The organism is Crossiella sp. SN42 (assembly GCF_023897065.1).
Lineage (GTDB): Bacteria > Actinomycetota > Actinomycetes > Mycobacteriales > Pseudonocardiaceae > Crossiella.
Genome location: NZ_JAMHIV010000071.1, coordinates 1 through 14,652, shown reverse-complemented (window position 1 = coordinate 14,652; position 14,652 = coordinate 1). Strand labels below are relative to the sequence as shown.

Annotated in this window: 18 protein-coding genes; 12 read left to right on the top strand and 6 right to left on the bottom strand. The window is 70.8% G+C overall.

Annotated elements, in window-relative coordinates; all coding sequences use genetic code 11:
• The first annotated feature begins 229 nt into the window (after positions 1–229).
• On the top strand, positions 230–1,117 hold the full coding sequence (locus M8C13_RS44085; protein ID WP_252486824.1) for a GNAT family N-acetyltransferase: 888 nt from the start codon (positions 230–232) through the stop codon (positions 1,115–1,117).
• On the opposite strand, the gene M8C13_RS44080 is transcribed toward M8C13_RS44085, so the two are convergent.
• Positions 1,064–1,507, bottom strand: a complete 444-nt coding sequence (locus M8C13_RS44080) for an Lrp/AsnC family transcriptional regulator (protein WP_252486823.1) — start codon at positions 1,505–1,507, stop codon at positions 1,064–1,066. The genes M8C13_RS44085 and M8C13_RS44080 overlap by 54 nt on opposite strands.
• A gap of 112 nt (positions 1,508–1,619) precedes the next feature.
• On the opposite strand from M8C13_RS44080, the gene M8C13_RS44075 reads away from it, so the two are divergent.
• From M8C13_RS44075 to M8C13_RS44060, 4 genes are read left to right on the top strand one after another with little or no spacing between them, the layout of a single operon-like run.
• Positions 1,620–2,069 carry a rhodanese-like domain-containing protein gene (locus M8C13_RS44075; protein ID WP_252486822.1) on the top strand — a complete coding sequence of 150 codons (450 nt, stop codon included), beginning with the start codon at positions 1,620–1,622 and terminating at the stop codon, positions 2,067–2,069.
• 24 nt (positions 2,070–2,093) lie between these two features.
• Complete coding sequence (locus M8C13_RS44070) at positions 2,094–2,840, top strand: type 1 glutamine amidotransferase (RefSeq protein WP_252486821.1); 747 nt, start codon at positions 2,094–2,096, stop codon at positions 2,838–2,840.
• Between the two features lie 3 nt (positions 2,841–2,843).
• On the top strand, positions 2,844–5,846 hold the full coding sequence (locus tag M8C13_RS44065; protein WP_252486820.1) for a bifunctional [glutamine synthetase] adenylyltransferase/[glutamine synthetase]-adenylyl-L-tyrosine phosphorylase: 3,003 nt from the start codon (positions 2,844–2,846) through the stop codon (positions 5,844–5,846).
• Positions 5,847–5,848: 2 nt separating this feature from the next.
• Entirely contained in the window at positions 5,849–6,781 is a 933-nt protein-coding gene (locus M8C13_RS44060) for an NADP-dependent oxidoreductase (protein WP_252486819.1), read from the top strand.
• 1 nt (position 6,782) lies between these two features.
• Here the strand turns inward: M8C13_RS44060 and M8C13_RS44055 are convergent, their stop codons facing one another.
• Positions 6,783–7,079 carry a hypothetical protein gene (locus M8C13_RS44055; protein WP_252486818.1) on the bottom strand — a complete coding sequence of 99 codons (297 nt, stop codon included), beginning with the start codon at positions 7,077–7,079 and terminating at the stop codon, positions 6,783–6,785.
• A gap of 48 nt (positions 7,080–7,127) precedes the next feature.
• Here M8C13_RS44055 and M8C13_RS44050 point away from each other — a divergent pair, with 48 nt between their 5' ends.
• From M8C13_RS44050 to M8C13_RS44040, 3 genes are all read left to right on the top strand, one after another.
• Entirely contained in the window at positions 7,128–7,586 is a 459-nt protein-coding gene (locus M8C13_RS44050) for a DinB family protein (protein WP_252486817.1), read from the top strand.
• A gap of 50 nt (positions 7,587–7,636) precedes the next feature.
• Positions 7,637–8,065: a DUF4279 domain-containing protein gene (locus tag M8C13_RS44045; protein WP_252486816.1), complete on the top strand. Its 429-nt coding sequence runs from the start codon at positions 7,637–7,639 to the stop codon at positions 8,063–8,065.
• Between the two features lie 214 nt (positions 8,066–8,279).
• Complete coding sequence (locus M8C13_RS44040; RefSeq protein WP_252486815.1) at positions 8,280–8,441, top strand: hypothetical protein; 162 nt, start codon at positions 8,280–8,282, stop codon at positions 8,439–8,441.
• Positions 8,442–8,501: 60 nt separating this feature from the next.
• Here M8C13_RS44040 and M8C13_RS44035 read toward each other — a convergent pair whose 3' ends face one another.
• Positions 8,502–8,861 (bottom strand): helix-turn-helix domain-containing protein, encoded by a 360-nt coding sequence (locus M8C13_RS44035; protein ID WP_252486826.1) that lies wholly within the window; start codon positions 8,859–8,861, stop codon positions 8,502–8,504.
• Positions 8,862–8,932: 71 nt separating this feature from the next.
• On the opposite strand from M8C13_RS44035, the gene M8C13_RS44030 reads away from it, so the two are divergent.
• Complete coding sequence (locus tag M8C13_RS44030; RefSeq protein ID WP_308202922.1) at positions 8,933–9,562, top strand: NAD(P)-binding domain-containing protein; 630 nt, start codon at positions 8,933–8,935, stop codon at positions 9,560–9,562.
• A 4-nt stretch (positions 9,563–9,566) separates the two neighbouring features.
• Here M8C13_RS44030 and M8C13_RS44025 read toward each other — a convergent pair whose 3' ends face one another.
• On the bottom strand, positions 9,567–10,013 hold the full coding sequence (locus M8C13_RS44025) for a hypothetical protein (protein ID WP_252486814.1): 447 nt from the start codon (positions 10,011–10,013) through the stop codon (positions 9,567–9,569).
• Positions 10,014–10,076: 63 nt separating this feature from the next.
• Between M8C13_RS44025 and M8C13_RS44020 the strand changes: the two genes are divergently transcribed.
• Positions 10,077–10,829, top strand: coding sequence for a Sir2 family NAD-dependent protein deacetylase (locus M8C13_RS44020; protein ID WP_252486813.1), 753 nt, complete (start codon positions 10,077–10,079; stop codon positions 10,827–10,829).
• Positions 10,830–11,038: 209 nt separating this feature from the next.
• Positions 11,039–11,566 (top strand): DUF4265 domain-containing protein, encoded by a 528-nt coding sequence (locus M8C13_RS44015; RefSeq protein ID WP_252486812.1) that lies wholly within the window; start codon positions 11,039–11,041, stop codon positions 11,564–11,566.
• Between the two features lie 70 nt (positions 11,567–11,636).
• On the opposite strand, the gene glnA is transcribed toward M8C13_RS44015, so the two are convergent.
• Positions 11,637–13,061: a type I glutamate--ammonia ligase gene (glnA, locus tag M8C13_RS44010; RefSeq protein ID WP_252486811.1), complete on the bottom strand. Its 1,425-nt coding sequence runs from the start codon at positions 13,059–13,061 to the stop codon at positions 11,637–11,639.
• 216 nt (positions 13,062–13,277) lie between these two features.
• Between glnA and M8C13_RS44005 the strand changes: the two genes are divergently transcribed.
• Complete coding sequence (locus M8C13_RS44005; protein WP_252486810.1) at positions 13,278–13,730, top strand: RDD family protein; 453 nt, start codon at positions 13,278–13,280, stop codon at positions 13,728–13,730.
• Positions 13,731–13,737: 7 nt separating this feature from the next.
• Here M8C13_RS44005 and M8C13_RS44000 read toward each other — a convergent pair whose 3' ends face one another.
• Positions 13,738–14,481, bottom strand: coding sequence for a DUF4191 domain-containing protein (locus M8C13_RS44000; RefSeq protein WP_252486809.1), 744 nt, complete (start codon positions 14,479–14,481; stop codon positions 13,738–13,740).
• Positions 14,482–14,652: the final 171 nt, after the last annotated feature.

Below are 14,652 nucleotides of genomic sequence, written 5' to 3'. Positions count from 1 at the left end.
CACCCGGCACCCGGCACCCGGCACCCGGCACCCGGCACCCGGCACCCGGCACCCGGCACCCGGTGCGCCCCCTTCGCCGCCCGCGCCCCGTCGGCTGGCCAGCTCCGGGCCTGCTTCCTCAGCCGCGCCACCTGTGCTTCTCGGTCCCGTCTCTCCGGCACTCGGTTGTCCTCCTGGCATGGCTGCAAAATCGGTCGCACTGGTCTCGGGGGCGGCGCACTCTGGGTATATGGATGCGCAGGTGCACGGGAATGTGGAGCTGTTCTGGAAGGTTGCGGGGCCGCACTTTCTTGCTGATCCGGTTCGCAACACCGTGGCGATCACCGTCATGGAGCGGATGCTGGCGGGGGGCGAGGCTGATCGGGCCGGCCTGTTGATGCTGACTGTGCACGACAACTCCGGCGCGCTGGTTGGTGCTGCTCTGCGTACTCCGCCTTGGCCCGTTCTTGTTGGGGGGCTGCCGCTGGCGGCTGTTCCGGCGACCGTGGACGCGATGGCCTTGCACGTGCCGGAGCTGAACTTCGTGTCGGGGCCGCGGGAGGTGGCTGAGGTGTTCGCGCGGGCTTGGACTGAGCGGACCGGGTGTGTCTCGCGGGTGCGGGCGGCGATGCGGACGTTCCGGTTGGGGGAGTTGGTCATGCCGGAAGTGGTTGGGGCGGCTCGGGTTGGCGGGCCGGGGGATCTCGAGCTGTTGGCGCGGTGGCGGGAGGCGTTCAACCTGGCGGGGTTTGGGGCCTCGACCGTGGATGAGCGGGCTGGGGTGCTGGCGGCGTTTGAGGCTGGGGATCCGCACTTCCTGTGGGAGGTGGAGGGGGTGCCCGTCTCGTTGGCGTTCACCAATGTGCCCAGCGGGGGGATGGCGCGGATCCGGTACGTGTACACGCCGGCGGAGTTTCGGGGCAACGGGTATGCCTCGGCGGTTACGGCGGCGGCCTCGCAGTGGGCGGTGCGGCAGGGGGCTACCGATGTGGTGCTGTTCACCGATCTTGGGGATCCGGTGCCGAACCGGATCTATCCGCGGCTGGGGTACCGGCCGGTGCTGGATGTCAGCGAGATCGAGTTCTCAGCCGGGGCTGCTGACGGGGCGGTTGCGGACGTGGGAGGAGAACACCAGTGAAGTAGTGGTCTCGCCGTACTGCTGGGCGTGGTCGACCAGGCCCTCCAACTCGCCCATGGACTTGCAGCGCACGCGCAGCAGCCAGCAGTCGTCGCCGGTCACGTGGTCGGCGTCGCACACCGACGGCAGGGCCAGCACCCGTTCCCGGAACCTCGGTGAGTCCAGGCTCCGGACCCTGACCCGGACGATGGCCTGAATGGGCAGGCCGAGCAGCTGGGGGTCGACCACCGCGGCGTAGCCGGTGATCACGCCCAGCTGCTCCAGCCTGCGGACCCGTTCCGTGGTGGCCGGGGCGGACAGGTTGACCCGGCGGGCCAGTTCGGTGAAGGTCATCCGGCCGTCCTGCTGGAGGTGTTCCAGGATGCGCCAGTCCAGGTCGTCGAGGTCCACGGGCAATATCCCTCGTCAAAGCTCGGTTTTCGCGGGGAAACACAGGCACGGCCAGGCTAGAACCAGGAAGGGGCCATGTTCGAGCGCGTCCCACTGCCCGAGAATTTTCCCCATGCAGACCACATCGAACGTGCTTCGTTTTCCGCCGGCCGAACCCGCGGTGGCGGCCGCGCACTTCGCCGCGGAGCTTGCCTTCGAGGCGGATCCGGATGATGTGCACCGGGATTTGGTGGCGGGGACGGCCGAGGGATACGTGCTGGTGGAGTGTCGGCGGGCGGAGGCGTTCGCGGCCGCGCGCATTCCGGGGGCGATCAACCTGCCGTATGCCGAGCTGACGGCGGAGAGCACGGCGGGGCTGGACCGGGGGCTGGTTTATGTCTGCTACTGCGAGAGCTCTGAGTGCAATGCGGCGACCAAGGGGGCGGCGCGGTTGGCGGGGCTGGGGTTTCGGGTGAAGCGGTTGTCCGGGGGGATCCGGGCCTGGCTGGCCGCGGGGTATCCGGTGGAGGGGGAGGCGGGGCCGGGTGATCATGTCCACCGGGCGGTGGCCTGCGCTTGCTGACGGGCAGCGCCTAGGCTTTCTGGCATGACCTCGGTGCTTGTTGTCCAGCCCTCCGATCTGGATCCGCTCGGCCCGCTCGCCGACTGGCTACTGGACGCCGGCGCCGAGATCCACCTGGTCCGCGCGGGGCAGGAGCCGATCCCGGCGAGCCTGGACGGCTACCAGGCGGTGGTGTGCCTCGGCGGAGAGATGGGCGCCTACGACGACGCCGAGCACCCCTGGCTCAAGGACGTGCGGGCGTTGCTCGCGCACGCGGTGGCGCGGCGGGTGCCGGTGCTGGGCATCTGCCTCGGCGGGCAGCTGCTGGCGGCGGCCACCGGCGGTCAGGTGCGGCCGGGGGAGGCCGGGCCGGAGGTGGGCACGCTGCTGGTGGCCAAGCGGGACGCGGCGGCGCAGGACCCGCTGTTCGGGCCGATGCCGATGACGCCGGACGTGCTGCAGTACCACTCCGACGAGATCGCCACCCTGCCCGGCGGGGCGACGCTGCTGGCCTCCTCGCCGAAGTACCCGAACCAGGCCTTCCGGGTCGGGGACAACGCCTACGGGCTCCAGTTCCACATCGAGACCACGCCTGAGCTGGTACAACGCTGGGCGGAGCACTCGCCGGAGGAGGCCGCGTTCGCGCCGCGCGGTCACCTGGAATATGAACACCTCGTGGAGCGGCATCAGGACCTGGCCGAGGTGTGGCAGCCGTTCACCGAGCGGTTCGTCAAGCTGGCCTCGGGTGAGCTGAGCGCGGCGGCGCCCGGGCGCCGGCTGCCGCTGGTGTAGCGGATGACCTTCACCGATCCCAGGGCCACCCCCTCGCCCGCGCGGTTCGGGCTGACCGATCCGCGGGCCGCGGACCTGCTCGGCGAGGTCGGCTGGTGGGGCAGGCCCGGCGCGGAGACCAAGCTCGCCGCGCTCTCCCGCAGCGCCGATCCCGACCTGACCCTGCGCAGCCTGGTCCGGCTGCGCGAGGCCCTCGGCACCGGCTGGCCGGTGCTGGACGAGCGGCTGCACACCGAGGCGGGGCTGCGGGCCCGGCTGTTCGCGGTGTTCGGCGCCTCCAGTGCGCTGGCCGACTTCCTGATCGCCGACCCGGCCCGGCTGGACGCGCTGGACGGCGCGCTGGACGTGCCGCTGCCCGAGGTCGCCGAGCTGACCGGGCGGCTGCTCGCCGCGGTCGGCGCCGACCCCGCCGAGCCGGTGTGGCGCGCGCAGCTGCGCGGTGCGGAGGCAGTGCGGGCGCTGCGCGAGGCCTACCGGCTGGAGCTGGTGCGCATCGCGGCCGCCGACCTGGCGCCCACCGTCGACGGCACCGCGCCCGAGGTGTCCTACGAGACCGTCGCCGCGCTGCTGTCCGATCTGGCCGGGGCCGCGCTGCAAGCCGCGCTGGCCGTGGGCGTGCGGGAGGTCGTGCCCGCCGACGCGGCGGAGATGCCCTGCCGGATCGCGGTGATCGCGATGGGCAAGTGCGGGGCGCGCGAGCTCAACTACGTCAGCGATGTGGACGTCATCTTCGTCGCCGAGGGCGATGCCGGGATGGCCACCCGGCTGGCCGCGGCGCTGATGCGGGTGGCAGGCGAGGCCTGTTTCCAGGTGGACGCGGCGCTGCGGCCCGAGGGCAAGGCCGGCGCGCTGGTGCGCACCCTGGACGGGCACGTCGCCTACTACAAGCGGTGGGCGCGGACCTGGGAGTTCCAGGCGCTGCTCAAGGCGCGGCCGGTGGCCGGGGACGCCGAGCTCGGACAGTCCTATGTGGACGCACTCGCGCCGATGGTGTGGTCGGCCGGGGACCGGGACCACTTCGTCGTCGACGTGCAGGCCATGCGGCGCAAGGTCGAGGAGCACGTGCCTGCCGGGCTCGGTGACCGGGAGCTGAAGCTGGGCCGGGGCGGGCTGCGGGACGTCGAGTTCGCGGTGCAGCTGCTGCAACTGGTGCACGGGCGCGGGGACGCCGAGCTGCGGGTGCTCTCCACCATGGACGCGCTGCGGGTGCTCGGGCACGGCGGCTACGTCGGGCGGGCGGACGCGGCCGGGCTGGCCGAGTCCTACCGGTTCCTGCGCACCCTGGAACACCGCCTGCAACTGCAACGGCTGCGGCGCACCCACCTCTTCCCCGCCGACGACGACCGGACCGGGCTGCGCTGGCTGGCCAGGGCCGCCGGGGTCCGGCCGGACGGGCGGCGCAGCTCCGGTTCGGTGCTGCAGGCCGAGTTCCGCGCGCACTGCAACCGGGTGCGGCGGCTGCACGAGAAGCTGTTCTACCGGCCGCTGCTGGAGGCGGTGGCCAGGGTGCCCAGCGAGGGGCTGCGGCTGTCCACCGAGTCGGCCACGCTGCGGCTGGCCGCGCTCGGCTACGCCGCCCCGGACGGCGCGCTGCGGCACATCGAGGCGCTGACCAACGGGGTGTCCCGGCGGGCCGCGATCCAGGGCGCGCTGCTGCCGGTGCTGCTGGACCTGTTCGCGCACAGCCCCGATCCGGACGGCGCGCTGCTCGCCTACCGCCGGGTGTCCGAGGCGCTGGCCACCACGCCCTGGTACCTGCGGCTGCTGCGCGATGAGGGCGCGGTGGCCGAGCGGCTGGCCTTCCTGCTGGGCACCTCGCGGGTGGTGCCGGACCTGCTGGTGCGCGCGCCGGAGGTGCTGCGGCTGCTCGCCGACACCGCCGCGCTGGCCGGTCGCGACCCCGCCGAGGTGGCGACCTCCTTGCGCAGCACCGTTTCCCGCTACACCGACCCGGTCACCGCGGTCACCGCGGCCCGGTCGATGCGCAGGCACGAGCTGCTCAGGGTGGCCTGCGCGGACCTGCTCGGCGAGCTGGAGCTGCCCGCGGTGTGCGCCGCGCTGAGCAGCGTATGGGTGGCGGTGCTGGAGGCCGCGGTGGACGCGGCCTGCCGCGCGGTCACCGCCGAACGCGGCTCGCGCCCGGCCACGATCGCGGTGATCGGCATGGGTCGCCTGGGCGGTGCGGAGCTCGGCTACAGCTCCGACGCCGACGTGCTGTTCGTGTGCGAACCCGTGGCCGGAGCCGAGGACAACGAGGCCGTGCGGTACGCGGCCGCGGTCGCCGAACTGGTCCGCAGGCTGCTCGGCGCGCCCAGCCAGGACCCGGCCCTGCAGGTCGACGCCGACCTGCGGCCCGAGGGGCGCAGCGGGCCGCTGGTGCGCACGCTGGAGTCCTACCGCGCCTACTACACCCAATGGGCCGAGGTGTGGGAGCAGCAGGCGCTGCTGCGGGCCCGGCCGGTGGCGGGCGATCCCGAACTGGGCCAACGGTTCCAGCGGATGATCGATCCGGTGCGCTACCCGGCCGCCGGGCTGGAGCACGCCAGCGTGCTCAACATCCGCCGGATCAAGGCCAGGGTGGACGCCGAGCGGCTGCCCCGCGGCGCCGACCCGGCCACGCACACCAAACTGGGCCGCGGCGGGCTCGCCGACATCGAGTGGACCATCCAGCTGCTCCAGCTCCAGCACGCGCACGCCGTGCCCGAGCTCCGCACACCGTCCACACTGGACGGACTGGCCGCCGCGGAGACCGCGGGGCTGATCCAGCCCGCCGACACCGCCGCGCTGCTGGCGGCCTGGAACATGGCCACCCGCGCCCGCAACGCGGCCACCCTGGTGCGCGGCAAACCCACCGACCAGCTGCCCAGGCAGGGCCGGGAGCTGGCCGCGGTGGCCCGCGCGATGGGCTATCCGGCGGCGACCGATCCCGGGGAGTTCGTCGACGAGTACCGCAGGGTCACCCGTCGGGCCCGAGCGGTGGTGGAGCGGCTGTTCTACGATTCCTGACGGTGAAGGCAATCGCGTTCGAGGAGTTCGGCGGACCAGAGGTGCTGCGCCTCCAGGAGCTGCCGGACCCGATCCTCGGTCCGGAGAACTCGCTGGTCCAGGTGCGTGCCGCGGGGGTGAACCCGGTGGACTTCAAGATCCGCCAGGGCTACCTGCAAGGCGTGCTGCCGCACCACTTCCCGCTCATCCCCGGCTGGGACCTCGCCGGGGTGGTGACCGCGGTGTTCCCCAACGTCACCGAGTTCGCCCCCGGTGACGAGGTCTTCGGCTACATCCGCAAGGACAGCGTGCAGCACGGCGCCTACGCCGAGCAGGTGGCCGCCCCGCAGCGTGCCATCGTGCGCAAGCCGGCCGGCCTGGACTGGGTGACCGCGGGCGCGCTGCCGCTGGTCGGGCTGACCGCGTTGCAGGCGCTGACCGCGGCCGGCGTCGGTGACGGCGACACCGTGCTGGTGCACGCCGCCGCGGGCGGGGTCGGGCACGTCGCGGTGCAGCTGGCCAGGGAGCTGGGCGCCAAGCGGGTGCTCGGCACCGCCTCCCCGCGCAACCACGACTACCTGCGCGAACTGGGCGCCGAACCGGTCAGCTACGGCGACGGCCTGGTGGAACGGGTGGCCGGGCTCCTCGGTGGCGACGGCAAGGTGGACGCGGTCGTCGACCTGGTCGGCGGCCAGGCCCTGGCCGACTCGCCGCGCCTGGTCAGGGACCCGGCGCGGCACTCCTCGATCGTCGGCGCCGAGGTGCTGGCCCAGGGCGGCAAGTACGTCTTCGTCCAGGCCGACCGGGCCCAGCTGACCTACCTCGGCGACCTGGCCGCGAGCGGGCGGCTGCGGGTGGACATCCAGCAGAGCTTCCCGCTGGCCGAAGCCGCCGCGGCGCACCGCCTCCTGGAGGAGGGGCACGTCCGCGGCAAGCTCGTGCTGACCGTCGGCTGAGCTACGGGGCGGCTTCCCCGGCGGGCACGGCGATCTCCTCGTCGTCCTCGTCGGGGAGGTCGTCCTCGTCGTCCTCCATGGGCGGCGCGTCGTAGACGTCGACCACCCACTCCTCCAGCAGCACCTCGCCGCCGTCGTCGGGGGCGCTCTGCAGGACCACGCGGTTGCGCACGGTCACGCCGAGTCCGAGCCGCTCGGCGGCCTCCAGGGACTCGACCGCGTCGGCGAGGTTGTCGTAGAAGTGGCTGACAATGCGGGTGGGCACATCGGGCTCATCTTCGCGGAGACTGTCGGTCACGCCTGGCAAGCTACTCGCCGACAAGCCGGAGTGCGGGGAGGCGCGAGCATGGTCAGCGAGGCGGAGTACCTGTTCTACGTCGATCGAGCGCTGGACGGGATGACCCGGATCCTGCTCGAACTGGGCGATGAGCGGGCCAACCGGAAACCGGACCTGCCCGGGGCGAACACGCCGTACCAGATCCTCACCCACTGCCTGGGCGTGATCGAGTTCTGGAGCGGTCAGGTGGTCTCCGGGCGGGAGGTCGAGCGGGACCGGGCGGCCGAGTTCACCGCCTCCGGGCCGGTCGCCGAGCTGGTCGAGCGGACCGCCGCGGTGCGCGCCCGGCTGGCCGCGGACGTGACCGCCGCCGAGTTCGACCAGCAGGTCCGGGGCGAGGCGCCGCCACACTGGCGCACCTTCCTCGGCACCCTCACCCAGGGCGCGGCGCTGCTGCACGTCTACGAGGAGTTGGCCCAGCACCACGGCCAGCTGGAGGTCACCAGGGATGCCCTGCTCGGCGGTTGAGCGTGCCCGCTGGTCTGCCAGGATGAAGGCTCCGTCCCGAGGAGTTGAGAGTGGCCATCTCCCGCGCCAGCGCGTCCCTGCGACTGTTCAGCACCAAGGCGGCCGCGGCCGCGGTCACCGAGGCCCTTGACCTGGAGCCGACCACCTCGGCCGAGCGCGGCGAGCCGATCGGCAAGAGCATCTCGACCCCTCGGGAGCAGTCCATGTGGCTGCTGGAGAGCGAGGCCGAGCCCGAGGAGCCGCTCTCGGCGCATCTGGAGTGGCTGCTGGCTGAGCTGGACGGCAAGCTGGGCACGCTCGCCGGGCTGGCCGGGGACTACGAGGTCGACGTGTGGTGCACGGTGGAGGCCACCAACGGCCAGGGCCAGCTCACCTTCACCCCGGAGCTGACCGCCCGGCTGGCCGGCCTGCCCTGCCCGTTCTCGGTCGATTTGTACCTCTCCGACGCCGAGGACGACGAGCAAGAGGACGAATTCTGAAGATCTTGTCCAGACATCTGGAGCAACTCCAGTAGGTCGGACGGACCCCTGCCTTTCGGCCAAAAGTGCTGGTCAACTGCGTGTTTACGATCACTTTCCGACTCTTCGGAAACGATTCCGAAACTCTCCGCTATCCCAGATTCGCCTGATGGGGTGACGCGGAGCGGCCTAGCCTCGTGGGCAGTTGGTTAGTACCCGGCTGGAGGAGGACGTAATGGTCGAGCAGAACGGGCAGTCGCCACGGGCCGCCGGAGACCAGGCCACTCGCACATCGCCGGTGCACCGTGCCCCCTCGCCCATGCTGTTGGCCGAGGCCGCGCGCGCCCGCAAGGAACGGGCGCAGGCGGAGGCCCAGCGCCGGGAGCACCAGTCCTGACCCGCTGACTCAAGGAGTCCCAGGGCCGGGCGGCGACACGCTGCCCGGCCCTCGGTCTGTCTAGCCGCTGAGCTGCTCGAAGCTCTCCTGCGCCGCCATGACCTCGTCGCCGTGCCGGTACGCCCACGCGCCGAAGGCCTCGATCGGCCCCAGCAGGCTGCGGCCCAGCTCGGTCAGCCGGTACTCCACCCGCGGTGGCGCCTCCCGGTAGCTGTCCCTGGCGATGAGGCCGTTGTAGGCGAGCCGGTGCAGGGTCTCGGTGAGCACCTTGGTGCGGATGCCGCCGATGTCCCGGCGGAGCTGCACCGGCCGCCGCGGCCCGTGCCGCAGCGCCCACAGCACCACCGGGTTCCAGGTGTTGGCCATCAGGTCGAAGGCCAGCCGCGCCCGGCAGTCGGCCAGGTAGTCCCGCTCCGCCATGAACACCGCCCCAGCCTGCCCGAGCCGTCGCACACCGTTCGGTGCCCATCGCCCTTCCTACCGTTGCGGCAGTGGAACTCCAACCGGAAGGCAACACGATGCGCATCGGCATTCTCGGCGCGGGCGGCATGGCCGACGCCCTCGGCACCCAGTGGGCGCGGCACGGCCACGACCTGATGATCGCCACCCGCACCAACCCAGCCCCGCTGGCCAACCGCCTGGGCGCCCGCACCGGCGACTACGCCGAGGCCGCCGCCTTCGCCGAGGTCCTGCTGCTGGCCGTGCCCGCCGCCGCGGCCCTGGACGTGCTGACCGCGGCGAACCTGCCACCGGGCCGAACCGTGATCGACTGCACCAACCCGGTCGGCCCGGACTGGACCCTCACCACCGATGGCGCCTCCCTGGCCGAGCAACTCGCCACCACGGGCGCCCACGTGGTGAAGGCCTTCAACCTGTGCCACGTCGACATCTGGCGCATGACCCCGCTGGCCTTCGCCGCCCGCCCGGTCCTGGTCCCCCTGTGCGGCGACCACCCCGAGTCCCTGGACCAGACCGGGAGCCTGGTCCGGGACCTGGGCTGCACGCCGGTGGTGGCCGGCCCACTGTCCAGGGCCGCCCTGCTGGAGGCCACGGCCGCCTTCGCCATCGGCCTGTGGATGAAGGGTGCGGACGCCCAGGCCATGCTGCCGCCACTGGGCTGAGCGGTCAGTCCCAGTGGTTGAAGGTCAGCTCGCCGACGGTCGCCGGTCGCCAATGGCTGATTTGCTTGTGCTCGTGGGCGTTCAGCTCGCTGAGGTCCACTGTGGACAGTGATGTGTTCAGCTCCGCCGCGGTGTAGACGCGGAAGCTCGACCAGGCGGTCAGGGTTGCCGCCCAGCGCGGTTCGTCGCGGAAGACCGGTGGTGCGCCGGGGTTCTCGGGTGGTTCGGCGAAGGCGAGCAGGTGGAGTGCGTTGTGGCACAACAGGTCGAAGCGGCGCTGGCCCTCGCGGATCCGGCCGGTGGTGTAGTTCGGCGTCGCGTGGGGGAGGAGGAACTCCTCGACGCGGGCGCCGAGCTCGCGCGCCACCGCCTCGCAGAGGGTGCGGAACTCGGCGGGGTTTGGTGCGGGGGTGGCGACGTTGAAGCTGGTGGAGCCGTGCGGGAGACGCATGGTGCCAGTCTGCGCCACAAATCGATCGTCCGATCGGCCAAGGCTTGACTAGGGTCGGTCGCCATGAGTGAGCTGCGACCGGACTGGGCGCGCGGGGTGCGCCGGATCGCCGTGCTGACCGGCGCGGGCATCTCCACCGACTCCGGCATCCCCGACTACCGCGGCCCCGACGGCATCTGGACCCGCGACCCCAAGCTCGCCAACCTGTTCACCCTGGACAACTTCCTCACCGACCAGGAGATCCGCCACCGCTTCTGGCAGCGCTACCTGGACCACCCGGCCTGGCGCGCCCAACCCAACCCAGCCCACCAGGCCCTCGCCGACCTGTCGGGCGGCCCCGCCGTCCGAGTCCTGACCCAGAACATCGACGGCCTGCACCAGCGCGCCGGGGTGCCCGCCCGCAAGGTGCTCGAACTGCACGGCAGCATGCACCAGACCGTCTGTTGTGGTTGCGGCGCAACGACTCCCACTCCCGAGGTGCTGGACCGCGTCCGGGTCGGTGAGAATGATCCGTCCTGTGTGGACTGTGGCGGGATCCTGAAGCTGGCGGTGATCCTGTTCGGGCAGCAGCTGGACGGCGAGGTCATCGGCAAGGCCCGCGCGGTGGCGGCGGCGAGCGAGGTGTTCCTGGCGGTGGGCAGCTCGCTGCAGGTGGAGCCGGCGGCCTCGTTGTGCGCGGTGGCGGTGCGCGGCGGGGCGAAGCTGGTGGTGGTGAACGCGGCGCCGACGCCGTATGACGAGCACGCGGTCGAGGTGATCCGGGAGCCGATCGGGGAGGTGCTGCCCCGGATCTGCCGGGACCTGTTGGCTGGGTAGCCGTCGGTGGCCAGGCGGTGCAGAGGAGATCTCACGTAGCCAATGTGCGCCATGCGGGTCGGGAGGTATGCGGCGATCTTGGTTCTCGTGGAGCAGCTCACCGGCCGGGGTGCGTTTCTCATGGTCCGCGCATGCGGAAACAATGGGGTAGTGGCCTACTGTCGACGTGATTGTGACAAAGGAGCCGAAGACTCTGCAGGGTTGGGATGATGAGTTCAGAGATTTCCGGCAGCGCTGGTGCCGACGAGCCTGCTCCGGGGGTTAAGTCCGAGAGGCTCTACAAGGTGGCTTTCGATCTACCTGACGATATCGCCCATTGGGCTCGTGCCACTACGGAGCGACTCTGGGCTGAGAAGACCTCCGTGAAGATGGAGGTCGCGGTTCGCAACACTCCCTTCTACGTAAAGGGAATCGCGCTCGGCGACGTTGTGCGCGTCAGAGGTGATCATGAGCGTCGCGAGCTCGTGTTCCAGGAGATCGTGTCGGAGTCCGGACATTCGACGGTCCGCGCCATAATCAAGGAGGACGGTGCGGCAGACCTCGTCAGCGCCGCGCTCCTTGGCTTCAACTGCTCCTGGGAAATCGATACGACTGGATACTTGTGGGCAATCGACGTGCCGCCGCATGTTGACTACAAGTCCATGAGAGCTGCCTTGCGCCGTCTTGCCGATGAAGAAAAAATCGGCATTGAAGAGGGAGCGCTTGCCAGGGGGCATCGCGACGGACTTGGGTGGTAGGAGAACCAGACAACGTGCGAACGGCCGGCCCCGCGGGTGACGGGACCGGCCGTTGTTCAGCTACTGCGGATCACACGTCGTAGTAGAGCGCGAACTCGTACGGGTGCGGGCGGAGGCGGATCGGGTCGATCTCGTTCTCGCGCTTGTAGGAGATCCAGGTCTCGATGACGTCTGGGGTGAACACGCCGCCCTCGAGGAGGAAGTCGTGGTTGCGCTCCAGGTTGTCCAGGACCTCGCCCAGGGAGCCGGGGACCTGGGGGACGTTCTTGGCTTCCTCGGGGGGGAGCTCGTAGAGGTCCTTGTCGATCGGGGCCGGGGGCTCGATCTTGTTCTTGATGCCGTCCAGGCCGGCCATCAGCATGGCGGCGAAGGCCAGGTACGGGTTGCCGGAGGAGTCCGGGCAGCGGAACTCGACGCGCTTGGCCTTGGGGTTGTTGCCGGTGATCGGGATGCGGATGCACGCCGAGCGGTTGCGGGAGCTGTAGACCAGGTTCACCGGGGCCTCGTAGCCCGGCACCAGGCGGTGGTAGGAGTTCACCGTCGGGTTGGTGAAGGCCAGCAGGCTCGGCGCGTGGTGCAGCAGGCCGCCGATGTAGTGCCGCGCGGTGTCGGACAGGCCGCCGTAGCCGGACTCGTCGTGGAAGAGCGGGGCGCCTTCCTTCCACAGCGACTGGTGGGCGTGCATGCCCGAGCCGTTGTCACCGTAGAGCGGCTTCGGCATGAAGGTGGCGGTCTTGCCGTTGGCCCACGCGGTGTTCTTGACGATGTACTTGAACAGCTGCAGGTCGTCCGCGGCGTGCAGCAGGGTGTTGAACTTGTAGTTGATCTCGGCCTGGCCCGCGGTGCCGACCTCGTGGTGGGCGCGCTCGACGGTGAAGCCGGAGTCGATCAGGTTCAGCGTGATCTTGTCGCGCAGGTCGGCGAAGTGGTCGGTCGGGGAGACCGGGAAGTAGCCGCCCTTGAACTTGACCTTGTAGCCCTTGTTGCCGCCCTCTTCGTCGGCGCCGGTGTTCCACCAGCCAGCGACCGAGTCGACCTCGTGGAAGGAGGCGTTCTCCCGGTTCTCGAAGCGCACCGAGTCGAAGAGGTAGAACTCCGCCTCCGGCCCGAAGAAGCAGGTGTCGGCGATGCCGGACTCGGTGATGTACTGCTCGGCCTTGCGCGCGATGTTGCGCGGGTCGCGGCTGTACGGCTCCCGGGTCAGCGGGTCGTGCACGAAGAAGTTGATGATGAGGGTCTTCTCGATCCGGAACGGGTCGAGCCGCGCGGTGGCCACATCGGGCAGCAGCAGCATGTCGGACTCGTGGATCGACTGGAAACCGCGCACCGAGGAGCCGTCGAAGGCGAGGCCTTCCTCGAACGTGTCGCGCTCGAACGAGGCGGCAGGCACGGTGAAGTGCTGCATGATGCCGGGCAGGTCGCAGAACCGCACGTCAATGAACTTCACGCCGTTGTCGGCGATGAAGCTCAGGACCTCGTCGGGATTGGTGAACACCCTCGTTGGCTCCTTCGTTGTTGTGCCGGCAGGGCCGGCGTCTTCACACGCCGTCAGGACAACCGGCGCAGAGCCGGCCCTGTTGCGAGTGACCGTATGACCATGGTGTTGCTCGGTCATCACCCGAGTGTTTCACCGGTGTTAACGACGCCCCATCTCGGGGAACGGCACCACCTGGTCGGGGCAACCACATCCGCCCGGCCTACCCTTGACACCGTGAGCAGGTGGACGGGTTCGTGGTTGTCAGGACCGGGCGCGGCGCGGGAGGGTGATCCGGCCGAAGAGCCTGGTTACCGAGGGGAGCGGCTCGGGCTGCCGGAGTCCGGGCTGGGCTCGGTGGCCGGGACCGGGCGCCGGTTCCTGGCGCTGCTCATCGACTGGGTGCCGTGCGCGGCGGTCGGCAACTTCCTCACCACCAACCCGGCGGTGTCCACGATCGCGCTGTTCGCGTTGCTGACCGTGGTCAGCCTGGCCGTCTTCGGCCGCACGCCGGGCCACTGGGTGGTCGGGATCAAACCGGCCTCGCTGACCGGGGAGCGGCTGTCCTTCGGGCACTCGGTGCTGCGCACCCTGCTGCTGTGCCTGGTGATCCCGCCGCTGGTGATGGATGTGGACGGACGTGGCCTGCACGACCACGTCGCCCGCACCGTCGTCACGATCGCGCGTTAGAGCCGGATCACCGGCGGCGGATGGTGCGCTGCACGTTGCGCATCTTCGCGCCCTGCGGCAGCGGGCCCTTGGGCAGCGCGGCGCCCCGGCTGGCCAGCGCGGCCAGTCGCTTCTCGATGATGTCCATCTGCGCCACGGTGATGTTGCGCGGCAGCTTGGACAGGTGGGTCTGCAGGCGGCGCAGCGGGACCTGCTTCTCGTCCTCGTCGTTGCCGACGATGACGTCGTAGATCGGGGTGTCGCCGATCAGCCTGCCGATGCGCTTCTTCTCCTGCGCGAGCAGCGGCTTCACCCGGTGCGGCACGCCTTCGCCGATCAGCACCACACCCGGGCGGCCGAGCACCCGGTGCACCGCGTCCAGCTGGGTGGTGCCCGCGACCGCCTGGGTCACCCGCCACTTGCCGCGCAGGTTGCCCAGCGCCCACGCCGCCGCGCCGGGCTGGCCGTCGGCCTTGGAGTACACGTTGCGCTGCACGCGGCGGCCGAAGATGCTCACCGCGAGCAACGCGCCGATGGCGATGCCCAGTGGCAGCACCACCCACGGGTAGCCGATGAGCCAGCCGATCCCGAACACCACGCCCGTGCTGCCCAGCAGCGCCAGGATCATCAGCGGCAACAGCCACTTGTCCTCACGGCGCTGCATCTTGAACGCTTCGAAGATCTGCTTGCGGCGTGCCTTGGACGCGGCACGACGCTCGCGGCTTGCTTCCTTGGCAGCCGCCTTGTCCAGCTTGGGGGGCTTCGGGGCCATGGTCCCAGGATACGGCCGTGGCCCCGGCTCACCTATTCGGGCGGGTGAAGCCCGAGCAGGGGGCCTTCCACAGCTCGCGAGACAGCCCCAACGCGAACCAGAACCAGCCCTCTGCTCGTCGCGAAATGGGCGTGGCGCCTACTTGGTGCGAAGAGGCGTGGCGCGTCAGCG

Coding starts and splice junctions, on each gene's coding strand:
- M8C13_RS44085 (WP_252486824.1), top strand. CDS start 230: ATGGATGCGCAGGTGCACGGGAATGTGGAGCTGTTCTGGAAGGTTGCG.
- M8C13_RS44075 (WP_252486822.1), top strand. CDS start 1,620: ATGCAGACCACATCGAACGTGCTTCGTTTTCCGCCGGCCGAACCCGCG.
- M8C13_RS44070 (WP_252486821.1), top strand. CDS start 2,094: ATGACCTCGGTGCTTGTTGTCCAGCCCTCCGATCTGGATCCGCTCGGC.
- M8C13_RS44065 (WP_252486820.1), top strand. CDS start 2,844: ATGACCTTCACCGATCCCAGGGCCACCCCCTCGCCCGCGCGGTTCGGG.
- M8C13_RS44050 (WP_252486817.1), top strand. CDS start 7,128: ATGGTCAGCGAGGCGGAGTACCTGTTCTACGTCGATCGAGCGCTGGAC.
- M8C13_RS44040 (WP_252486815.1), top strand. CDS start 8,280: ATGGTCGAGCAGAACGGGCAGTCGCCACGGGCCGCCGGAGACCAGGCC.
- M8C13_RS44035 (WP_252486826.1), bottom strand. CDS start 8,861: ATGGCGGAGCGGGACTACCTGGCCGACTGCCGGGCGCGGCTGGCCTTC.
- M8C13_RS44025 (WP_252486814.1), bottom strand. CDS start 10,013: ATGCGTCTCCCGCACGGCTCCACCAGCTTCAACGTCGCCACCCCCGCA.
- M8C13_RS44020 (WP_252486813.1), top strand. CDS start 10,077: ATGAGTGAGCTGCGACCGGACTGGGCGCGCGGGGTGCGCCGGATCGCC.
- M8C13_RS44015 (WP_252486812.1), top strand. CDS start 11,039: ATGAGTTCAGAGATTTCCGGCAGCGCTGGTGCCGACGAGCCTGCTCCG.
- M8C13_RS44000 (WP_252486809.1), bottom strand. CDS start 14,481: ATGGCCCCGAAGCCCCCCAAGCTGGACAAGGCGGCTGCCAAGGAAGCA.